The organism is Pseudoalteromonas sp. NCIMB 1079, from assembly GCF_040567695.1.
GTDB classification, from domain to species: Bacteria; Pseudomonadota; Gammaproteobacteria; order Enterobacterales; family Alteromonadaceae; genus Pseudoalteromonas; species Pseudoalteromonas distincta.
Window position 1 is genome coordinate 2,800,631 of the sequence record NZ_JBEWZA010000001.1, and the last position, 20,746, is coordinate 2,821,376.

The 20,746-nt window shown below is 40.5% G+C and carries 17 protein-coding genes, 5 tRNA genes and 1 pseudogene; 9 read left to right on the forward strand and 14 right to left on the reverse strand.

Annotated features, from left to right (window positions below):
* Positions 1 to 17: 17 nt before the first annotated feature.
* The 3 genes from pspC to pspA form a co-directional block, all read right to left on the reverse strand.
* On the reverse strand, positions 18 to 419 hold the full coding sequence (gene pspC, locus ABX891_RS12920) for an envelope stress response membrane protein PspC (RefSeq protein WP_354629687.1): 402 nt from the start codon (positions 417 to 419) through the stop codon (positions 18 to 20).
* Positions 416 to 649: an envelope stress response membrane protein PspB gene (gene pspB, locus ABX891_RS12925; protein WP_354629688.1), complete on the reverse strand. Its 234-nt coding sequence runs from the start codon at positions 647 to 649 to the stop codon at positions 416 to 418. The genes pspC and pspB overlap by 4 nt, the downstream gene beginning before the upstream one ends.
* A 72-nt stretch (positions 650 to 721) precedes the next feature.
* Positions 722 to 1,381, reverse strand: coding sequence for a phage shock protein PspA (gene pspA, locus ABX891_RS12930; RefSeq protein WP_354629689.1), 660 nt, complete (start codon positions 1,379 to 1,381; stop codon positions 722 to 724).
* A gap of 186 nt (positions 1,382 to 1,567) precedes the next feature.
* Between pspA and pspF the strand changes: the two genes are divergently transcribed.
* The 8 genes and pseudogenes from pspF to ABX891_RS12970 all read left to right on the forward strand — a co-directional run bounded on the left by pspF (position 1,568) and on the right by ABX891_RS12970 (position 9,986).
* Complete coding sequence (gene pspF, locus ABX891_RS12935) at positions 1,568 to 2,632, forward strand: phage shock protein operon transcriptional activator (protein ID WP_138488751.1); 1,065 nt, start codon at positions 1,568 to 1,570, stop codon at positions 2,630 to 2,632.
* 15 nt (positions 2,633 to 2,647) lie between these two features.
* Entirely contained in the window at positions 2,648 to 4,255 is a 1,608-nt protein-coding gene (locus ABX891_RS12940; RefSeq protein WP_354629690.1) for an ABC transporter substrate-binding protein, read from the forward strand.
* Positions 4,255 to 5,289, forward strand: a complete 1,035-nt coding sequence (locus tag ABX891_RS12945) for an ABC transporter permease (RefSeq protein ID WP_002958336.1) — start codon at positions 4,255 to 4,257, stop codon at positions 5,287 to 5,289. The genes ABX891_RS12940 and ABX891_RS12945 overlap by 1 nt, the downstream gene beginning before the upstream one ends.
* The gene (locus ABX891_RS12950; protein ID WP_002958337.1) at positions 5,276 to 6,169 is read left to right on the forward strand and encodes an ABC transporter permease subunit; all 894 of its coding nucleotides are present in this window, start codon (positions 5,276 to 5,278) and stop codon (positions 6,167 to 6,169) included. The genes ABX891_RS12945 and ABX891_RS12950 overlap by 14 nt, the downstream gene beginning before the upstream one ends.
* Entirely contained in the window at positions 6,170 to 7,162 is a 993-nt protein-coding gene (locus tag ABX891_RS12955) for a peptide ABC transporter ATP-binding protein (protein ID WP_002958338.1), read from the forward strand.
* Positions 7,162 to 7,923, forward strand: a complete 762-nt coding sequence (locus ABX891_RS12960; protein ID WP_002958339.1) for an ATP-binding cassette domain-containing protein — start codon at positions 7,162 to 7,164, stop codon at positions 7,921 to 7,923. Before ABX891_RS12955 ends, ABX891_RS12960 begins: the two co-directional genes overlap by 1 nt.
* An 88-nt stretch (positions 7,924 to 8,011) precedes the next feature.
* Positions 8,012 to 8,482: pseudogene (locus ABX891_RS12965) on the forward strand (VOC family protein).
* A 130-nt stretch (positions 8,483 to 8,612) separates the two neighbouring features.
* Positions 8,613 to 9,986, forward strand: a complete 1,374-nt coding sequence (locus ABX891_RS12970; protein WP_024598303.1) for an IS4 family transposase — start codon at positions 8,613 to 8,615, stop codon at positions 9,984 to 9,986.
* 46 nt (positions 9,987 to 10,032) lie between these two features.
* On the opposite strand, the gene ABX891_RS12975 is transcribed toward ABX891_RS12970, so the two are convergent.
* From ABX891_RS12975 to ABX891_RS13025, 11 genes are all read right to left on the reverse strand, one after another.
* Positions 10,033 to 11,934, reverse strand: a complete 1,902-nt coding sequence (locus ABX891_RS12975; RefSeq protein WP_354629691.1) for a SurA N-terminal domain-containing protein — start codon at positions 11,932 to 11,934, stop codon at positions 10,033 to 10,035.
* Between the two features lie 171 nt (positions 11,935 to 12,105).
* Positions 12,106 to 12,402, reverse strand: a complete 297-nt coding sequence (locus ABX891_RS12980) for an HU family DNA-binding protein (protein WP_290173982.1) — start codon at positions 12,400 to 12,402, stop codon at positions 12,106 to 12,108.
* 177 nt (positions 12,403 to 12,579) lie between these two features.
* Positions 12,580 to 14,949, reverse strand: coding sequence for an endopeptidase La (gene lon, locus ABX891_RS12985; RefSeq protein ID WP_354629692.1), 2,370 nt, complete (start codon positions 14,947 to 14,949; stop codon positions 12,580 to 12,582).
* 149 nt (positions 14,950 to 15,098) lie between these two features.
* Positions 15,099 to 16,382 (reverse strand): ATP-dependent protease ATP-binding subunit ClpX, encoded by a 1,284-nt coding sequence (clpX, locus tag ABX891_RS12990; protein ID WP_354629693.1) that lies wholly within the window; start codon positions 16,380 to 16,382, stop codon positions 15,099 to 15,101.
* A 135-nt stretch (positions 16,383 to 16,517) separates the two neighbouring features.
* Positions 16,518 to 17,135: an ATP-dependent Clp endopeptidase proteolytic subunit ClpP gene (gene clpP, locus ABX891_RS12995; protein WP_002958346.1), complete on the reverse strand. Its 618-nt coding sequence runs from the start codon at positions 17,133 to 17,135 to the stop codon at positions 16,518 to 16,520.
* Between the two features lie 164 nt (positions 17,136 to 17,299).
* A complete protein-coding gene (gene tig / locus ABX891_RS13000; RefSeq protein ID WP_002958347.1) occupies positions 17,300 to 18,604 on the reverse strand; it encodes a trigger factor in 1,305 nt (434 codons plus the stop codon).
* A 378-nt stretch (positions 18,605 to 18,982) separates the two neighbouring features.
* Positions 18,983 to 19,059, reverse strand: a tRNA-Pro gene (locus ABX891_RS13005).
* 70 nt (positions 19,060 to 19,129) lie between these two features.
* Positions 19,130 to 19,206: transfer RNA gene (locus ABX891_RS13010), tRNA-Pro, on the reverse strand.
* 14 nt (positions 19,207 to 19,220) lie between these two features.
* Positions 19,221 to 19,296 (reverse strand) — tRNA-His (locus ABX891_RS13015).
* 23 nt (positions 19,297 to 19,319) lie between these two features.
* Positions 19,320 to 19,396, reverse strand: a tRNA-Arg gene (locus ABX891_RS13020).
* Between the two features lie 57 nt (positions 19,397 to 19,453).
* Positions 19,454 to 19,530: transfer RNA gene (locus ABX891_RS13025), tRNA-Pro, on the reverse strand.
* 352 nt (positions 19,531 to 19,882) lie between these two features.
* Here ABX891_RS13025 and folD point away from each other — a divergent pair.
* Complete coding sequence (gene folD, locus ABX891_RS13030; protein ID WP_002958348.1) at positions 19,883 to 20,737, forward strand: bifunctional methylenetetrahydrofolate dehydrogenase/methenyltetrahydrofolate cyclohydrolase FolD; 855 nt, start codon at positions 19,883 to 19,885, stop codon at positions 20,735 to 20,737.
* Positions 20,738 to 20,746 lie beyond the last annotated feature (9 nt).

Below are 20,746 nucleotides of genomic sequence, written 5' to 3' on the forward strand. Positions count from 1 at the left end.
AGGTGCTATTAAATCCTTTAAAGTTTGTTAATTTCACGGCTCACCGTAAACTCGCTTGAAGTTACATGGCGCTCCATATCTTGAAGGCGAGTATTTACACGCGTTAAACGCTCTTTTAAATCTTGCAATGCGCGGCGCGGCGGCTCGCCCTTTTGCCATACTTTAAATTTTACTTCTAGCGGATCGTCAGTTTTAGTTGAGCTATTAGTTTGCGCTGTTGCAGGCTCTTTTTTATCTAAAATGAACCAGGCTGCAATATACGCTACCACAAATAATGGGCCACCCGTTAGCAGTACCGCACTAACAAATATAATGCGAACTAACCATAACTCCATATTAAAGTAGTCACTTAATCCCGCACATACACCAGCTATTTTACCGCGTTGTGGGTCTCTTAATAATTCGCGTTTGGCACTCATACTTTGCGTCTCCATTGTGGTGACTCTTGATCAAGCAATGCTTCAAGTGTTTCTAATCGATCCGCCATTTTTTCTGCCTTTTGTGCAAGCTCAAGTAATTGGCGATGCTCGTGTTCACTTAAACCTTGGCTTACTTGTTTTTTGCTACGGTAGTGCAAAATTAGCCACAGCGGAGCAACAAAAATCATAAATATAACAAATGGTACAATTATTACGTTTGAATCAAACATAATCCTCTCCTGACAATCCGTTTTGATGTTTTTAAGCTGGGGCACATGGGCCCCATATATTTTTATATGTAATTATTTATCAGCTAGCTTCTTTTTAAGTTCGGCTAGCTCATCATCTATCTTTTCATTTTTTTGTAAGTTAGCAATTTCGTCCGCTAACGTCTTTTTGCCTAAATCGTAAGACTCAATTTGAGATTCTAGCCCATCAATTTTGGTTTCGTAACGTTCAAAGCGGTTAAGTGCTTCTTCTACTTTTGAGCTATCAAGTGTCTTTTTCACTTCAAGGCGCGACTCAGCCGAACGTTGGCGAAGTATAATTGCTTTTTGACGAGATTTCGCATCAGCTAGCTTTTCTTGTAGTGTCGTTACTTCTTGCTGTAATTTCTCAATATGAGACTCTACATGTTCAAGTTCACTCGCGACTGAAGCAACGGCATCTGCCGACTTTTGCTTTTCAAGTAGGGCTGAACGCGCTAAATCATCTCGGTCTTTACTTAAAGCCAGTTCGGCTTTATCTTGCCAATCGCTTACCTGTGCTTTAAGCGTATCTAAGCGGCGTACAATTTCTTTTTTCCCAGCCAATGTTTTAGCTGATGTAGAACGTACTTCAACAAGCGTGTCTTCCATTTCTTGAATAATCAGACGAACCATTTTTTCTGGGTCTTCTGCTTTATCTAAAATGGCGTTGATATTAGAATTAACAATATCTGCAAAACGTGAAAAAATTCCCATAACATTTACCTCTGTAATTAAAACTTAGTTAGTCTGCTATAACTAGTATCAATATGCTTGCCAACTTTTTAAAAGTTAAAATACACTTTATTTTCATTACGTTAAACTAAATATACAAATTTCTTTAGTTATCCCTACTTATGAAATACACTAACTGTTAGTAAAAATGACCAAGAGTTAGGAAATATGAGCCAATATCGCCAACAGGATAATTTACTCGGCCAATCAGATAGCTTTCTGTCTGTATTAGATCAGGTATCGCAACTGGCTAATTTAGATAAACCGGTACTTATTATTGGTGAACGCGGCACAGGTAAAGAGCTAATAGCAGCACGCTTACACTTTTTATCAAAACGCTGGGATCAAAACTACGTAAAACTCAACTGTGCAGCGCTTAACGAAAACCTACTCGAAAGTGAATTGTTTGGCCACGAAAGCGGTGCTTTTACGGGGGCAAGCAAACGCCACGAAGGTCGTTTTGAACGCGCTAACAGCGGCACACTGTTTTTAGATGAATTAGCTAATACCTCAGCTATGGTACAAGAAAAACTACTGCGCGTTATAGAATACGGTGAGTTTGAACGTGTTGGCGGCAAACAAACTGTAAAAGTAGATACACGTTTAGTGTGTGCGACAAACGAAGATCTTCCTTATTTGGCCGAGCAAGGTGAATTTAGAAGTGATTTACTCGATCGCCTTGCCTTTGATGTAATTACCCTGCCACCACTGCGCGAACGCCAAGACGATATTATGCTTCTTGCTGAGCAGTTTGCGATGAACATGGCGCGCGATTTAGAGTGGGAACTGTTTAGCGGTTTTACCCGAAGCGCAACAGAAACACTGCTTAGTTATGACTGGCCTGGTAATATTCGTGAACTTAAAAATGTGGTTGAACGCAGTTTGTATCGCCACGGTAGTGAACATATTCCCGTTCACCAGATTATTTTAGACCCATTCGATAGCCCATTTAGACCAAAAGCGCGTATTAAAGCACCTGTAGCGGCTCAAACGGTTAATGCAGAGCCTATTGTTGTTGCGCCGCCGATTACTCAAACAAGCAATGATTCAGCCGTTGATATTCAATTTCCGTGCAGCTTAAAAGAGCGTTCAAACGACTTTGAAATAAACATGATTAATAAAGCACTCGAACATAGCCAATTTAATCAAAAGAAAACTGCAGAAGTACTTGGTTTAACGTATCATCAATTACGTGGTTATCTAAAAAAATACAACTTGTTGGATCAACAATAGTCAGAGGTTATGCGGGTGCATAAATTATTACTTGTTTTGCTTACCACCACTTTAGTTGGTTGCCTTGATAGCAAAGAAGAAATCATAGAAGAAAAAAACCAAGGCTTAGTTTATTGCGCTGAAGCTAACCCTGTGTCGTTTAATCCGCAAGTCACGACCACCGGTTCAACTATTGATATAATTGCTAACCAATTATACGACCGCTTAATTAGTATTGACCCTGTTACGGCAGAGTTTCAAAGTGAGCTGGCGACCGATTGGAAAATTAGCAAAGATGGTAAATCGGTTACCTTTACCCTGCGTAAAGATGTAAAGTTTCATACAACTTCTTATTTTACCCCATCGCGGGATTTTAACGCCGACGACGTTATATTCACCTTTAGCCGATTATTCGATGTATATAATCCATATCACTTTGTGGGCGATGCCGATTACCCGTATTTTCAAAGTGTAGGAATTGATCAACTTATTCGCAAAATTGTGCGCGTGTCTGACTACCAAGTCCGTTTTGAATTGTTTAATCCTGAAAGTAGTTTTTTAGCTAATATGGCTACCGACTTTGCCGTGGTGCTTTCAGAAGAATACGCCATGAAACTTAAGAATAATAATCAAAAGAACTTATTTGATCAGTACCCTATTGGCACCGGCCCATATATTTATAAAGAATACCGCCGAGATCATCTTGTGCGCTTTTACCGTAACCCACTTTATTGGAAGCATGACGTTGCACTTGAGCAATTGGTTTACGATATAACCCCTAACGGCACTACGCGCATAGCAAAAATGCTGACTAAAGAGTGCGATGTAACGGCTCATCCAAGTAGTGCACAATTGAGCATTTTAGCGCAACGCGATGATATAAACGTCGAAAAAGAAACAAACTTAAACATAGGTTATTGGGCATTTAATACAGAGCGTGCCCCGTTTGACGACTTACGCGTACGCCAAGCGCTTGCGCACGCAATAGATGTAGATAAAATAATGCAGGCGGTTTATTACGGTAACGGTACTCGCGCACAATCTATTTTGCCGCCAACCTCTTGGGCATTTGAGCCACAAGAAGATATACCTACGTTTGATCCAGAACTTGCTAAAAAATTACTTATTGAAGCAGGGTTGCCTAATGGCTTTGATATGACGATATGGGCTATGCCTGTGAGTCGTATTTATAACCCCAACGCACGTAAAATGGCTGAGCTTATGCAAAGTGATTTACGCAAAGTAGGCGTTAACGTCAGTATTGTAGAATATGAGTGGAATACGTTTATTCAACGTATTGGCGAGCATAGGCACGACAGTGTATTACTTGGTTGGGCCGCAGATACACCCGACCCTGATAACTTTTTTAGCCCGCTGCTGAGTTGCACCGCTACTTTTAGTGGTAAAAACCCTGCAAACTGGTGTAATCCCCAATTTGATTTATTGCTTACTAAAGCACTAGACACCACTGATTTAAACAAACGTAAAAAATACTACGAAGATGCACAAAGCTTAATTATTAAAGAGTTGCCGTTATTACCTATTGCTCATGGCCTGCGCTTTCAAGCAAGTAGCGCTGATGTGGAAGGCATAACACTTGGCCCGTTTGGTGCTATTTCGCTTGCTAATGCGAGGAAAAAATAATGATCTTAGATTATATTTTACGTCGCCTTGGTTTGTTCTTTTTTATGATACTAATGCTCAGCGTATTTACGTTTTCACTGGCGTATTTATTTCCCGGTGATCCGCTAAGTAATTTAAGTGGCATACCAAGTGGTAACTTTGCACAGCATAGTGAGCTTGAGGATAAATATTTATACAACAGCAATTACTTTATGCAATACATTGCCTTTTTAGGGAGAATATTTCAAGGCGATTGGGGGCTTTCATTTGCCTCTGGTAACAGCGTGTTTAGCCATATTATTGACTTACTACCGGCTACTTTAGAGCTAAGCGTATATGCATTAATTGTATCGGTTGTTATTGGTGTACCTACTGGCATTTTAGGCTCTGGCTATCATAAACGCTGGCCCGACAAACTTATAAACTCTGTCACTATGGTAGGTTATTCAATGCCTGTGTTTTGGCTCGCATTGTTGTTAATAATGGTTTTTTCATTAAAACTTGGCTGGTTTCCAATGTCGGGCAGAATGGGCCTCCTTTACGAAATACCCGCCAGTACAGGGTTTATATTAATTGATATTGCTCTCGCTGGATTTCCATATAAAGGGATGGCCTTTGTTGATGCACTGCGCCATTTAACACTTCCTACTATTGTACTGGCCATGTATCCAACCACGGTATTAGTGCGCTTTACACGCGAGTCTATGCTTAAAGTAATGGATCAAAACTTTATTAAAACAGCTAGGGCAAAAGGCCTAAACCGCCGTCAACTTATCATGCACCATGCACTGCGTAATGCACTACTACCAGTAATTAAGCAAATTGGTTTGCAATTTAGCACCTTGATAACACTTGCGATGATTACTGAAGTTATTTTTTCTTGGCCGGGTATTGGCCGATGGTTAATCGATAGTATTTATCAGCGTGACTTTCCAGCTATTCAAGGTGGATTAATGGCGGTGTCTTTATTTGTTATTTTAGCCTCTATTACTGCTGAGCTTACTTACACTTTATTCGATCCACTCTCGCGGAATCAGGCCCATGGCAAAGTTTAATTTATTTTCTGAAGAGTCGAATAAATCGCCACTTGCGCGATTTTGGCGCAAATTTAAAAACAATCACCCAGCTTTGGTTGGTTTATGGATATTTATGGCGTTTGCATTATTGGCCGCCACAGCTCCTTTTTTAGCGCCCTATGGCGTAAACCAACAGCATAGTGATGCACTACTCATACCGCCCTCATGGCGAGAAATGGGCGATGTACGCTTTATTTTAGGCACCGATGATTTAGGCCGTGATGTACTTTCGCGCTTAATGAATGGTGCAACATATACATTTGGACTTTCTGTTGTAGCTGCCCTAATCACGACCCTGTTTGGTGTATTAGTGGGGACTTTTGCAGGGATTAGTAAAGGGTTGCGTTCAAGCTTTTTAAATCATTTGCTTGATATAACACTTTCTATTCCTTCTTTGTTATTAGCCATAATAATAATCGCCATACTCGGTCCTGGTTTAATGAATACCGTATGGGCAATTATTTTAGCGTTACTACCGCAGTTTATTCACTCGGTGCGCAACCTAATTGTTGATGAATTAAGTAAAGATTACATTACTGCGTTTAGACTCGATGGCGCATCTAATTGGCATATAATATCGCGCGGTATTTTCCCTAATATTTATGAGCATATTGTGGTTATATTCACGATGGCGCTTTCTACCGCGATATTAGATATTTCAGCACTGGGATTTTTAAAATTAGGGGCTCAACCACCAACGACCGAATGGGGCGCAATATTAGCCGAAAATCTGGGCCTTATTTATTTAGCGCCGTGGACTGTAGCACTACCTGGTGTACTGTTATTTTTAGCCGTGTTATCTACTAATTTAGTAGGCGATGGCCTGCGACAAGTGCTAAAAGCACGTAAGGCTGATTAAATGCAATTACTCGATGTTCGTAACTTAACAATTGAACTACGTACCTCTGAAACTGTAATTAGAGCCGTAGACAGAGTGAGCTTTAGCTTAAAAGAAGGCGAAGTACATGCGCTTGTAGGCGAGTCTGGCTCTGGTAAAAGCCTAATAGCAAAAGCGATTATTGGTGTATTAAACGAGCGCTGGGATATAACAGCAGATCGCATTCATTGGCGCGGCGTAGACTTAATGCGTTTAAGCCCAGAGAAACGCCGTAAAATAGTAAGCCAAGATATAGCGATGATCTATCAAGATCCAAGTCGCTGCCTTGACCCAACCGCTAAAATATTTGACCAAATTGCCGAAACACTCCCAGAGGTCGCAACTAAAGGTTTCTTTTTAAAGCGCAACCGCGAGAGAAAAGACAGAGTAAAAGCGCTTATTCATAAAGTGGGCATTAAAAACCACGAAGCAGTACTAAGTAGTTACCCTCATGAGCTCTCAGAAGGCGTATGTCAAAAAGTAATGATTGCAATGGCCATTGCCCGCACTCCAAAGCTATTGATAGCAGATGAGCCAACTACAGCGCTTGAGAGCACAACTCGCGCACAAGTATTTAGATTACTAAAAAGCTTAAACCAACTTAAAAATATGTCTATTTTAATGATCTCTCATGAACTTGAAGAGATTGCACATTGGTCGCATGGCATTCATGTTTTATATTGCGGGCAAATGGTTGAAGCAGGCCCAACCCATGAAATATTCAAACAGCCTCGCCATCCATACACGCAAGCATTACTAAAAAGCTTGCCAGACTACGAGCAAGGCTTAGCACATAAAGAACCTTTTTATGCGCTCAAAGGGACTATCCCTACTTTGCAACATTTGCCTATTGGCTGTCGCCTTGGGCCGCGTTGCCCACAAGCACAAAAAGCCTGTGTTGTTACGCCAGCCCTGACTAAGCATCATGGGCATAGTTATGCGTGTCACTTTCCGTTAATTAAGGACATGAAGTAATGCAGCCACTGTTAAAAGTACAAGCGCTTTGTAAAACCTTTAATGTACGAGCTGGGCTTTTTTCACGTAAAAAGTTTGAAGTCCTTAAAAACATTTCATTTTGCGTAGGTAAAGGTGAAAGCATTGCCATAATTGGCGAAACAGGCGCAGGTAAAAGTACGTTGGCAAAACTACTTTCAGGAGCTGATAGCGCTGATAGCGGGCAAATTTTGCTCGAGAATAATATTATCGAAGATAATGGCGTACGCGATAATCAATGTCGCCATATTCGTATGATTTTTCAAGATTCAGCTGCATCGCTCAACCCGGGCTTAACCATTGGCGAAATGCTTGATGATTGCTTGCAATATAATACTGAGCTTGATGCTAGTGAACGCACTGAAAAGATTGATGCAACGCTTTCTAAGGTGGGTTTGTTAATCGATCATAAACACTACTACCCGCATATGTTTAGCGTGGGGCAGTTACAGCGTGTAGCGTTTTCTCGTGCATTAATTTTAGATCCTAAGGTGATTGTACTTGATGAAGCTGTTTCGTCTTTAGATCCCTCTATACGGGCGCAAATAGTAAACTTGTTACTTAAGCTGCAGCGCGATACAGGCCTTACGTATGTGATGATCACTCATCATTTAAGTTTAGTACGTCACATTAGTGATTTTGTAGTTGTACTTGATAAAGGCGAAGTGGTTGAATACGGTCCTACTGAAGATGTTTTTCAAAACCCTCAATCAAAAGTAACGCAGCGTTTATTAAGCTGCTAAAGCAGATTATAAATACCTAACTTTATTGTAAGGTAACCGTATTTAACTAGGTCTTCTTGTTAATTGTATTTAATTAACAAGAGATCTCATGCTTAAACAAAAGTTACTACTTAGCCTTTCCCCATTACTCCTACTATCAGTCTCAGCTATTGCTGATACAAATTGGGTTGGTGGGGTTGATCATTTAGGTTTAACCGTATCAAACTTAGATGCATCCGAAGCATTTTTTACTGATGTACTTGGCTTTAAAACGCTAGGAAATGACCCAGCCTATCCTGCTTAATTTTTATCAAACAATAAAATAACCATTACATTATGGCGCGTGAAAAACGATGCAAAACGTGTGGAGTTTAATCGAGCAGAAAATGTGGGCTTACACCATTTAGCACTCAGTGTTGAAAGTTTCAAAAAGTTAAGCGAGCTACATGAACACTTAAAAATGCAAAATAATATTATTATAGAGTTTGCACCCGAAAACTTAGGTAACGGCCCAACCCAACATATGATGATAAGAGAGCCTAGCGGCAATCGGATTGAGTTTATTGCCAGAGGTAATTAAAAGACAATAAAAAAGGCGCTTTAAAAGCTGTCTCTTATACACAAATCCCTGCTAAGAAATTAGCGGGGATTTTTTTGAACTAAATCTCAATGTCATGATCAGATCTTCAAATCTTGTTTGAGGGCACATTATGATTAACGAACATACTCATTGGGCAAAACAACAATTCGGTAAATCGGACTTAGGTGATCCAAGAAGAACAGCGCGTCTGGTAAAGTTAGCATCAACGCTTGCAAATGAACCAGGAAAACCACTTGTGAACATCACTCAATCCCCCGCCGATATGGAAGGTGCCTACCGCTTTATTCGCAACGAGAATATTGACGCAACGGCTATAGCAGAGTCAGGCTTTAAAGCCACGGTTGAACAAGCAAAAAGTCATAACTTATTGCTCGCATTAGAAGACACGACCACACTAATTTATAAGCATTCCTCCATTCGAGATGATTTGGGTCATGTCGGACGAGGAGCAAAACAACGAGGCTTGTTAGCTCATAGCGTATTACTGTTTGCGCCAGACACAAAGCAAGTTGTGGGATTAATTGAACAGTCTCGCTGGAGTCGTGATATCAACACGATTGGAAAAAGAGAAAAACACGCGACGACTTCTTACGAAGAAAAAGAAAGTTACAAGTGGGAGTCAGCGTCACGAGCGATGGCAGAGCGGCTGCAAGGACAAATGGCGAACGTGATATCGGTGTGTGACCGCGAAGCGGACATCTACGAATACTTGCAGTATAAACTGACCGAGCAGCAACGATTCGTCGTACGCTCGATGCAAAGTCGTCATATTGAAGAAGGTGAGGATAAGCTCTATGCGTTTGCAAGCGAGCTGATGAGTGCAGGCACCAAACACATCCACATTGCACAAAAAGGAGGAAGAAAAGCCCGAAGCGCAACACTGGATATCACCTATGCGCCAGTGACACTCAAAGCGCCTTACAATAAGAAAGGACACTCCCTCCCAGTTTACTATGTCGGCTGTACAGAGCGAGGAAACGCTAAGAACGGCTTAAGCTGGCACCTATTAACCAGTGAACCAGTCACCAGCAAAGAAGACGCCTTAGCTATCATCACCTACTATGAGCACCGTTGGCTTGTAGAGGAATACCATAAAGTCTGGAAAAGTGATGGTACGGATATCGAAAGTTTACGCCTTCAAAGCCAAGATAACATGGAAAGATTGGTGACGATTAATGGCTTTATTGCGACGCGAATATTGCAACTAAAGTTCACCAATGAGCAGCCTGATTCTCCAAGTTGTGAACAACTGTTATCTCCCAAAGCATGGAAGTTATTGTGGTTAAAGAGAATAAAAACACCATTGCCTGAAACTGCTCCAAATATGTCATGGGCGTATCAGGAACTGGCAAAGTTAGGAGGCTGGAAAGATACCAAGCGCACAGGGCGTGCATCTGTGAAAGTGTTATGGAAAGGATGGCTTAAGTTACAAGCCATCCTGGAAGGCTACGATTTAGCAAAATCTCTTGAGTCAGACTTGTGATCAAGAGACAGCTTTAAAAGCGCCTTTCTTTATGAGCTAAAATTAATTACTCAACAGTTTGTGTAGCCGTTGGTAAGTTAAGCTCAGCATTGGCTTTAAGCGCTTCAATAAATACCATGTAGTTTTTATTTGCTTGCGCCATAGTAATGCTTTGTTTTGCTTGAGGGTCAATATTAGCTGCAACTTGTGCATCTGTTACCGACTTAAGCGCAACAATTGCTGCATCACCATTATTTAAATTAACGAGATCGACTACCGCAGAATCCGCTGGGTGAGCCATTTTAAAAGCTTGAGTCACAATAGCAGGTGAAACAGTGTAGCTTTGACGTGTTAACTGCGCTTCTTGGCGAAGTGTTAAGCTTTGCTCGTTAGCAACATCGTTTAAGCTCTTACCTGCTTGTACTTCTGCAAATAAGCTACGTGCCTTTTCTTTAGCAAGCTCAGATGATTTTTCATTAACTAAACGCGCTTTAATTTCCTCGCTTACTTCATCCAGCGGCTTAGTAGCAGCAGCTTTGTGCTCGTTAATACGAACAATGATTGCATGCTCATCACCAAGCTCAATAACTTCAGAATTTACTTTATCTTCAAGTAAATCAATTGATGTTAATGCTGTAACAACTGCAGGGCTGTTTAACGGCTCTGGTAGAGCAGTAAGTGCTAAAAGAGGTGTAGATTTAACTTCCACTTCAGCAACTTCTGCAGCATCATCTAAGCGGTCTGAAATTTCAAATGCAAGTGCACCCATTTCAGTTTGCTTTTCGTAAAATGCATCTATTTTTTCAGCTTGTTCTAATTCAGCACGTAAGTCAGCTTTAACATCGTCATACGCTTTAACTTGTTGTGGTTGAATATCAGTAAGTTTAATTATGTGATAACCAAACTCAGAAGTAACAACGTCAGAAATATCACCTTTATTTTCAAGCGCGAAAGCCGCGTCTTCAAATGCAGGGTCCATTACGTCACGCTCAATCCACTCAAGATCGCCGCCCATTTCGCCACTAACGATATCGTCAGACGATGATTGTGCTAACTCAGCAAAGTCTGCACCTTGCTCTAGCTGTGCATGAAGAGCATTGGCTTTTTCTTTTGCTGCATCATCGTCTTCACTGTTATCAATTAAGATATGTGATACGCGACGCTTTTCTGGCTCAACGTATTGTGCTTTGTTTTGCTCATAATACGCTTTAACGTCATCCTCGGTTACCGATTCAACATTGATATCTGCTGCTTTAAGCTCAATGTAACTTACTGAGATAAGCTCTGGAGATAAAAATTGAGATGCGTTTAAGTCGTAGTAATCAGATACTTCTTGATCTGATACTTCAACATTCGCGGCAAGTGCCTCTTTGTTTACAACTACGTAATCAATACTACGAGTTTGCTGCTGAAGAGCAATTGCGCTTTTCAGCTCGCTCTCTAGGGCAAAGTCTGTACCTGCAACAGCAGATACTACCTGGCTTCGTGTCATATCTTTACGTAAATATTCACGAAAAGCATCTGGTTGAAAATTCATTTGACGAATTACTTGTAGGTAACGGTCGTTATTAAATTTTTCACCAATTTGAAAATATGGTAATTCTAAAATTGTTTTACGTACACTTTCGTCGCTTACGCGAAGGCCTAAATCAGCCGCTAGCTGTGATTGCAATTCTTGTTGTACTAAGCGGTCAACTACACCTTGACGAATTTGTGCCATGTAATTTGGATCAGCTGCAATTTGTGTAAAGTATTCACCAAATTGTTGCTCTAAACGGCTACGTTCATTTTGGTAAGCACGGTTAAAATCGGTTTGACTAATTTTAATTCCATTTACTTCAGCAACGGGTTGTTCTGTGGTTTGACCTAAGTAACTACCGATCCCTGCTAAGGCAAAAGATAAAATCACCGCGCCTAAAATTATTTTGGCTACAGGTCCTTGCGAACCTTCTCTGATTTTCTCAAGCATTTGTTTATCTCTTTTTGATCAAGGTATTTTACCTTGTCACATGTAAAAAAAGCGTATCTTACCAGATACGCTTTTTCACTTGAAGTAACTGGCGGAAAAGTTACTTAACTCATCTGTTGTGGTGAATCAGTAACTTTACACTCGCCATAACTAATGTGTTTAAAACAGTGATTAGTTTACTGCGTCTTTAAGCGCTTTACCGGCTTTGAAAGCTGGAATAGTTGCAGCAGCAATTTGGATAGTTTCACCAGTTTGCGGGTTACGGCCTGAACGTGCAGCACGTTCACGTACTGAGAAAGTACCAAAACCTACAAGTGCAACTGAGTCGCCATCTTTTAGCGCGCCAGATACAGATTCGATGAATGAATCTAGTGCACGACCTGCAGCCGCTTTAGAAATGTCAGCATCAGCTGCGATTTGATCGATTAATTGAGATTTATTCACAATATCATCCTCTTTCATTGTTATTATCAAGAGCGATGGTTTTTTAAACTAACATCACTTTTTTGAAAATTTTAGAGCAAACTTTTAATGCCCACATGATTATATTTTTCTTAAGCCTAGGCCCAGTAAGGGCTAGGCTTGAAAACCAGTGCTTAACTTATCATACCGTTTAGATTTGAAAAGCCCTAAAAAGCACTTTTTTTATGTTTTTTCTTGGTTTTTAGGTGTTTCGACCGAAAAACTCTCAACAGGATGCACTAAAGCAAGCTTTAACACCTCGTCAATCCAAGTAACTGGGTGAATATCAAGACCTGCCAGCACGTTGTCTGGTATCTCTTTTAAGTCACGTTCGTTAATTTTTGGAATGATCACTGTTTTAATTCCACCACGATGCGCCGCTAATAACTTCTCTTTTAAACCACCAATAGGAAGTACTTCACCGCGTAGCGTAATTTCACCAGTCATAGCAACATCTGCTCGCACAGGATTACCCGTTAAGCTAGATACAAGACCCGTTACCATTGCTGCGCCCGCACTAGGACCATCTTTTGGTGTTGCGCCTTCAGGAACGTGTACGTGAATATCACGTTTTTCGTAAAAGTCGCTGTTAATACGGAAAGTATCTGCTCGATTACGCACAACCGTCATTGCCGCTTGAATCGACTCTTGCATTACATCGCCAAGAGAACCGGTGTAACTTAACTTGCCTTTACCTGGCACTGCCGCACATTCAATTGTTAGCAAATCACCGCCAACTTCTGTCCATGCTAAGCCTGTAACTTGACCAATACGGTCGCCATCTTCAGCTTTGCCATAGTCAAAGCGCTGCACACCTAAAAAGTCTTCTAGGTTATCTTGATTGATGGTCACTATCTTAGTGTCTTTTTCAAGCAAGATATTTTTAACTGCTTTACGACATAGTTTCGAAATTTCGCGCTCTAAGTTACGTACACCCGCTTCACGTGTGTAATAACGAATAATGCCAATAATTGCGCTGTCTTCGATAACTATTTCAGACTCTTTTAAGCCGTTACGTTTTACTTGTTTAGTAATTAAGTGCTCTTTTGCAATGTTTAGCTTTTCATCTTCGGTGTAACCCGACAAGCGAATAACTTCCATACGGTCCAATAATGGACCAGGAATGTTAAAGCTGTTTGATGTTGCTACAAACATAACGTCAGATAAATCGTAATCGACTTCAAGATAGTGATCGGCAAAATGACTGTTTTGTTCCGGATCAAGCACCTCTAACAATGCTGATGCTGGGTCGCCGCGCATATCTGATGACATCTTATCGATTTCATCTAATAAGAATAATGGGTTTTTAACGCCCACTTTTGTCATGTTTTGAATTAGCTTACCTGGCATTGAACCAATGTATGTACGACGATGACCGCGAATCTCGGCTTCATCACGTACGCCGCCAAGTGCCATACGAACATACTTACGACCAGTAGAACGTGCAATAGATTGACCAAGTGATGTTTTACCAACACCTGGTGGTCCAACTAAACATAAAATTGGCCCCTTGAGCTTATTAGTACGCTGTTGTACTGCGAGGTACTCAATAATGCGTTCTTTTACTTTATCTAAGCCGTGGTGATCGCTATCAAGAATTTTTTGTGCGCCTGCTAAGTCTTTTTTCACTTTAGAGCGTTTTTTCCATGGCACATTAATTAATGTATCTATGTATGAACGCACTACAGTTGCTTCTGCAGACATTGGCGACATCATTTTAAGCTTACTTAACTCAGCCGTCGCTTTTTCTTTTGCTTCGGTTGGCATGCCCGACTCTTCAATACGCTTTTTCAGCGCTTCAAACTCATCTGGCACATCATCAAGTTCACCGAGCTCTTTTTGAATAGCTTTCATTTGCTCATTGAGGTAATACTCGCGCTGTGATTTTTCCATCTGCTTTTTAACGCGGCTACGTATTTTTTTCTCAACTTGCAGTAAATCTATTTCGCCTTCCATTAGCGCCATTAAGTATTCTAAGCGTTCGGTAACACTTGAGGTTTCTAATACTTTTTGTTTTTCAGGCACTTTTAATGGCATATGAGCTGCCATGGTATCGGCAAGGCGCGCCGGATCGTCAATCCCCGAAACCGAAGTAAGTACTTCTGGTGGGATTTTTTTATTGAGTTTTACATAGCCTTCAAATTGGCTAATTGCGCTGCGAATAAACACATCTTGCTCATGCTCATCTATTGATTCTGATTCAATAAACTGCGCATTAGCTACAAAAAATTCTTCGCTATCAATAAATTCTTCAATTTTTGCGCGCTGCGTACCTTCTACTAAAACTTTTACTGTACCGTCTGGTAACTTTAATAACTGAAGTACAGTGGCAATAGTACCAACACGATAAATATCATCTTGCTCAGGCTCATCTACGGTTGCATCTTTTTGGGCAACCAAGAAAATTTGTTTGTCTTTATCCATTGCCGCTTCAAGGCATTTTATTGATTTTTCACGGCCTACAAAAAGCGGGATCACCATGTGCGGATATACCACTACATCGCGCAGTGCTAATACTGGGATTTCGACTCGATCGGTTCTCTCAAGCGTCATTATATTTCTCTTTGCACTTCATTTATTTTAAAGATTACTCAAGTATATGGGGATAACCTAATTAAAGTTCAACGATTTTCCCGTACTCAATTAAATTAATTATAAAAAAAGGAGCCTTAGGCTCCTTTTTAAATCAAATAGCTTAAAAACTACTCAGATGCTGCTTTATCTTGATTATTATTTTCATAAATCAAAATTGGGTCTGATTCACCTTTAATTACGGTTTCATCTATAACCACTTTGCTTACATTATCCATAGAAGGTAGCTCATACATAGTATCAAGTAATACACCTTCAACGATTGAACGCAAACCACGAGCACCTGTTTTACGCTCCATTGCTTTGTGGGCAATTGCAGCTAAGGCATCATCGCGAAACTCAAGCTCAACATCTTCCATACCAAACAATACTGAAAACTGTTTAGTAATGGCGTTTTTAGGCTCACTTAAAATTTGTATTAGTGCAGCTTCATCAAGTTCAGTTAATGTAGCAACTACCGGTAAACGGCCGATAAACTCAGGGATCAAGCCGTACTTAACTAAATCCTCTGGCTCTACGTCTTTAAATGTATCACTTAAAGAACGGCTCGCTGCAGACTCTTTAACATCAACACCAAAACCAATACCGGTATTTTTATGGCTACGTTGCTCAATCACTTTATCAAGACCTGAGAATGCGCCACCACAAATAAACAAGATTTTAGACGTATCTACTTGTAAAAACTCTTGCTGTGGGTGCTTACGGCCACCTTGTGGTGGAACCGAAGCTATGGTGCCTTCAATCAGTTTAAGTAGCGCCTGTTGAACGCCCTCGCCTGATACGTCACGCGTAATTGAAGGATTATCTGATTTACGAGAAATCTTGTCAATTTCATCGATGTAGACAATACCGCGCTGTGCTTTTTCAACATCGTAATCGCACTTTTGTAAAAGCTTTTGAATGATGTTTTCAACATCTTCACCTACATAACCTGCTTCGGTTAATGTAGTGGCATCGGCCATAGTAAACGGCACGTCAAGTAGGCGCGCTAATGTTTCTGCAAGTAATGTTTTACCACTACCTGTTGGGCCGATAAGCAAAATATTACTTTTACTTAATTCAATGTCTTGCTTAGTCGATTGGTTACGTAGGCGTTTATAATGGTTATAAACGGCAACAGACAATACTTTTTTAGCATGGTCTTGACCAATAACATAATCGTCTAAGTGTTTACGAATTTCTTTTGGTACAGGTAGTTTGTCAGACGTATCATGCTTAGGAGCAATGTCTTTGATCTCTTCCCTGATAATATCGTTACACAACTCTACACATTCATCACAAACGTATACTGAAGGGCCTGCAATTAATTTACGCACTTCATGTTGGCTTTTGCCACAAAAAGAGCAGTATAACAATTTATTACTTTTGTCGCCGTCTGTAGGAGTGTCAGACATTCAGCTACCTCATTTTATTACGTTGGCCACCAAAACTATTGGCGGCTATTTCAATACGCTTTAACTATACCAAAATTTATTGGTTTTCGCATAGTAACTCAAAGTGGCAAACAGGTAGTCCTGCTTACCAAGCGCTTACTTTTTGTCGCGATTTGTAAACACAGAGTCTACCAAACCGTAATCTACAGCTTGCGAAGCACTCATGAAGTTATCACGATCTGTGTCTTTAGAGATAATATCCAATGGTTGGCCTGTATGCTCAGCCATTAAGCGGTTAAGCTTATCTTTAATAGACAGAATTTCTTTAGCGTGTATTTCAAAGTCAGATGCTTGACCTTGGAAACCACCTAATGGTTGGTGAATCATCACACGTGAGTTTGGTAGGCAAAAACGCTTACCTTTAGCACCAGCAGTAAGCAAAAAAGCACCCATGCTTGCAGCTTGACCTACACATATTGTACTTACATCTGGTTTGATGAAGTTCATTGTGTCGTAAATAGCCATACCCGCAGTTACTGAACCACCTGGTGAGTTGATATATAAAAAGATATCTTTATCAGGGTTCTCTGATTCTAAAAATAGCATTTGCGCTAAGATCAGATTTGCCATGTTGTCTTCAACTTGACCTGTTAAAAAGATAATACGCTCTTTTAATAATCTCGAATAAATATCATACGAGCGCTCGCCTTTTGGTGTTTGTTCAACAACCATTGGGACCAATGCATTTAGGGGATCTGTAATACCAGTATTCATACTTATTTAATTCCTTATGCGCTTATACTTATCCTTATTATAAGGAAGCATAGTTATCGTTTTTCGCAAATTTAGAGCCAAAAACTAAAATGGCCCGGGCACGCTGTATAAACAGTGTAACACGAGCCATTTAATCGTTAGCGAGAGCTTAAGTCAATGACTTATTAAGCACCTTGCTGTGGATTCATGATGTCATCAAATGCTTTTTCAACATCAGTAACAACTGCTTTAGCTAAAATAGCTTCAACAGCTTGCTCTTCCATTGCTACATTACGCATTTGCTGCATAAGTTGATCATTACCTTTGTAGTATTCTACTACTTCAGTTGGATCTTCGTATGCAGAAGCTACTGTTGCGATTAATGCTTCAACTTTAGCATCATCAACTTTGATGTCGTTAGCTTTAATCACTTCACCTAATAAAAGGCCAGTTTTTACACGTGTTACAGCTTGCTCGTGGAACAATTCAGCTGGAAGCTCTGGCATGTTTTGAGCGTCGCCGCCAAAACGTTGAGCTGCTTGCTGACGCAGAGCATCAACTTCTTGATCAACAAGTGCTTTAGGCACTTCGATTTCGTTGTTAGCTAAAAGACCTTTGATTGCTTGGTCTTTAACGCTTGCTTTAACCGCTTGGTCTAGCTCACGTGTCATGTTCTTTTTAACTTCTTCTTTAAGCGCGTCTACTCCGCCTTCGGTAACACCGAATTTAGTTGCAAACTCTTCGCTTAATTCTGGTAATTCTTGCGCTTCAACTTTTTTCACTGTGATAGTGAATTGAGCCGCTTTACCTTTTAAGTTTTCAGCGTGGTAATCATCAGGGAAAGTTACATCAGCAACTACTTCTTCGCCTGCTTTTTTACCTACGATGTTATCTTCAAAACCTGGGATCATACGACCTTGGCCAAGTTCTAATGGGAAGTCTTCAGCTTTGCCGCCTTCAAATACTTCACCGTCGATAGTACCTACGAAATCAACTGTTACACGGTCGTTTTCGCCAGCAGCTGCATCAACATCAGCCCACGCTGCGTGTTGCTTACGAAGTGTTTCTAGCATGTTAGCTAAATCTTCGTCAGTTACTGTTACTGCTGGTTTTTCAACAGTAATTTTATCTAAACCTTGAACTTCAACTTCAGGGTAAACTTCAAACGTTGCTGAGAATTCTAAATCTTTACCTGCTTCAAGTGATTTAGGAGCGAATGTAGGCGCGCCAGCTGGGTTGATTTTTTCAGAAACGATTGCTTCAATGTAATTACGTTGCATTACTTCGCCAGCAACTTCTTGACGAACTGCAGGGCCAAAACGCTTGTTAATTACAGATACTGGAACTTTACCAGCACGGAAACCATCTATACGCTGTGTTTTTGACAGTTGTTGTAGGCGTTTTTTTACTTCGGTCTCAACGTTCTCTGAAGGAACGGTGATAGTTATACGGCGCTCAAGGCCTTGGGTCGTCTCAACAGAAACTTGCATGATTTACCTCAATATTCAATTTTGGCGACTGTTCGCCTTCCTTTACAAACAAAGTGTTCTGCATGAGTCTTGATAAAGTTTAAGCGGTTTTTCACACTTAAAAGCATCCGTCGCTACCATGAGACACCATTGCTGCTTTGCCCTTCGGGCACTATGTTAAACAATAGACGCGGCATTATAACCTAATATTTATGATAGTCGAGTATAGGGGGCAATTATTTGGACTAGATAAGGGACTATAAAGACTAACTGAATAAAAAACAGGCTAACTACGGACTAAATAAAATAAAATAGAAATTATTTAATAGAATTATAGGCTAACAGATTTAGATTTATAAATTAGAGGAATTTACTTATTGTTCTTATTAGATAAGAAAATGGTCGGCGATGCAGGATTTGAACCTGCGACCCCTTGGACCCAAACCAAGTGCGCTACCAAACTGCGCTAATCGCCGACATTGAAGAGTTAACTTCTTTTTTCATACTGAACACTTAAACTGAGAGTTTAAGACCATTTTAAGAAAATGGTCGGCGATGCAGGATTTGAACCTGCGACCCCTTGGACCCAAACCAAGTGCGCTACCAAACTGCGCTAATCGCCGATATTCGTTGTAAATGGGGTGACTGATGGGGCTCGAACCCACGACAACCGGAATCACAATCCGGGGCTCTACCAACTGAGCTACAATCACCGCTATATTTACATGTTTTCAAATGGTGCACCCAGAAGGATTCGAACCTTCGACCGACGCCTTAGAAGGGCGTTGCTCTATCCAGCTGAGCTATGGGCGCATCGAAAACTTCATAGTTTACCAATAAGCTATTCGATTATAAAAAATTATAAAAAAATGGTCGGCGATGCAGGATTTGAACCTGCGACCCCTTGGACCCAAACCAAGTGCGCTACCAAACTGCGCTAATCGCCGAAACTTATTATTGTTAGCGAGTGACCTCGTTGACAACGGGGTGCATAATAGTGATTTGACGGGGTTAGGTCAAACGTTTTTTTAATAAAACCAATCAAGTGCTCATTTTTAGTGCACAATGGTTAAATATTACAATAGTAGGCTGAAATTTAAACTATTTAATAACTCAAATGTTATATACATTAAAAGCAACTTGGCGCTGCTATGCTTTTCTGCGAAAATAGTAGGCACATTATAAAACGAGTTAAATAAAGAGTATGTTTTCTTTATTAGCATTTTTACCCCTATTTTATTATGCATTCGTTTTTAGAGTATCGGTATCTAGTTAATTAACCCCAATTAAAGGTCACCCATGACGGCAAACATCATTGATGGTAAGGCAATCGCAAAACAAGTACGTAGCGCTGTAGCAGAACGCGTAAGTGAACGTGTAGCAAATGGTTTACGTGCACCAGGACTTGCAGTAGTACTTGTTGGACTTGATCCAGCAAGCCAAGTTTATGTTGGTTCAAAACGTAAAGCCTGTGAAGAAGTAGGTTTTATCTCCAAATCATTTGATTTACCAGCAGACACGCAAGAGCAAACTCTTTTAGATTTAATTGACGAGCTAAATAATGATGCCGAAGTTGATGGAATTTTAGTGCAGTTACCACTGCCAAAAGGTCTTGATGCTGAAAAGATTTTAGAACGCATTACTCCACATAAAGATGTTGATGGATTTCATCCATATAACATTGGTCGATTAGCACAGCGTATGCCTGCCCTTCGTCCATGTACGCCTAAAGGTATTATTACATTACTTGATTCAACGGGTGTACGTTATAAAGGGATGCATGCAGTTGTCGTTGGCGCGTCAAATATCGTTGGTCGTCCAATGTCGTTAGAGCTTTTATTAGCAGGTTGTACTACCACTGTATGCCATAAGTTTACTCAAGACTTAGAAACGCATGTTCGCCGCGCTGACTTATTAGTTGTGGCTGTAGGTAAACCTGAATTTATACCTGGAGATTGGATAAAAGAAGGCGCTATAGTCATCGATGTAGGCATTAACCGTTTAGACACGGGTAAATTAGTTGGTGATGTTCAATACAGTGTGGCTGAACAAAAAGCGCATTTTATTACACCTGTACCAGGTGGCGTTGGCCCGATGACGGTCGCGAGCTTAATTGAAAACACACTTGAAGCGTGTGAAAAGTATCACAGCTAAGCTGTTAAA

Coding starts and splice junctions, on each gene's coding strand:
- pspC (WP_354629687.1), bottom strand. CDS start 419: ATGAGTGCCAAACGCGAATTATTAAGAGACCCACAACGCGGTAAAATA.
- pspB (WP_354629688.1), bottom strand. CDS start 649: ATGTTTGATTCAAACGTAATAATTGTACCATTTGTTATATTTATGATT.
- pspA (WP_354629689.1), bottom strand. CDS start 1,381: ATGGGAATTTTTTCACGTTTTGCAGATATTGTTAATTCTAATATCAAC.
- pspF (WP_138488751.1), top strand. CDS start 1,568: ATGAGCCAATATCGCCAACAGGATAATTTACTCGGCCAATCAGATAGC.
- ABX891_RS12945 (WP_002958336.1), top strand. CDS start 4,255: ATGATCTTAGATTATATTTTACGTCGCCTTGGTTTGTTCTTTTTTATG.
- ABX891_RS12950 (WP_002958337.1), top strand. CDS start 5,276: ATGGCAAAGTTTAATTTATTTTCTGAAGAGTCGAATAAATCGCCACTT.
- ABX891_RS12955 (WP_002958338.1), top strand. CDS start 6,170: ATGCAATTACTCGATGTTCGTAACTTAACAATTGAACTACGTACCTCT.
- ABX891_RS12960 (WP_002958339.1), top strand. CDS start 7,162: ATGCAGCCACTGTTAAAAGTACAAGCGCTTTGTAAAACCTTTAATGTA.
- ABX891_RS12970 (WP_024598303.1), top strand. CDS start 8,613: ATGATTAACGAACATACTCATTGGGCAAAACAACAATTCGGTAAATCG.
- ABX891_RS12975 (WP_354629691.1), bottom strand. CDS start 11,934: ATGCTTGAGAAAATCAGAGAAGGTTCGCAAGGACCTGTAGCCAAAATA.
- lon (WP_354629692.1), bottom strand. CDS start 14,949: ATGACGCTTGAGAGAACCGATCGAGTCGAAATCCCAGTATTAGCACTG.
- clpX (WP_354629693.1), bottom strand. CDS start 16,382: ATGTCTGACACTCCTACAGACGGCGACAAAAGTAATAAATTGTTATAC.
- clpP (WP_002958346.1), bottom strand. CDS start 17,135: ATGAATACTGGTATTACAGATCCCCTAAATGCATTGGTCCCAATGGTT.
- tig (WP_002958347.1), bottom strand. CDS start 18,604: ATGCAAGTTTCTGTTGAGACGACCCAAGGCCTTGAGCGCCGTATAACT.
- folD (WP_002958348.1), top strand. CDS start 19,883: ATGACGGCAAACATCATTGATGGTAAGGCAATCGCAAAACAAGTACGT.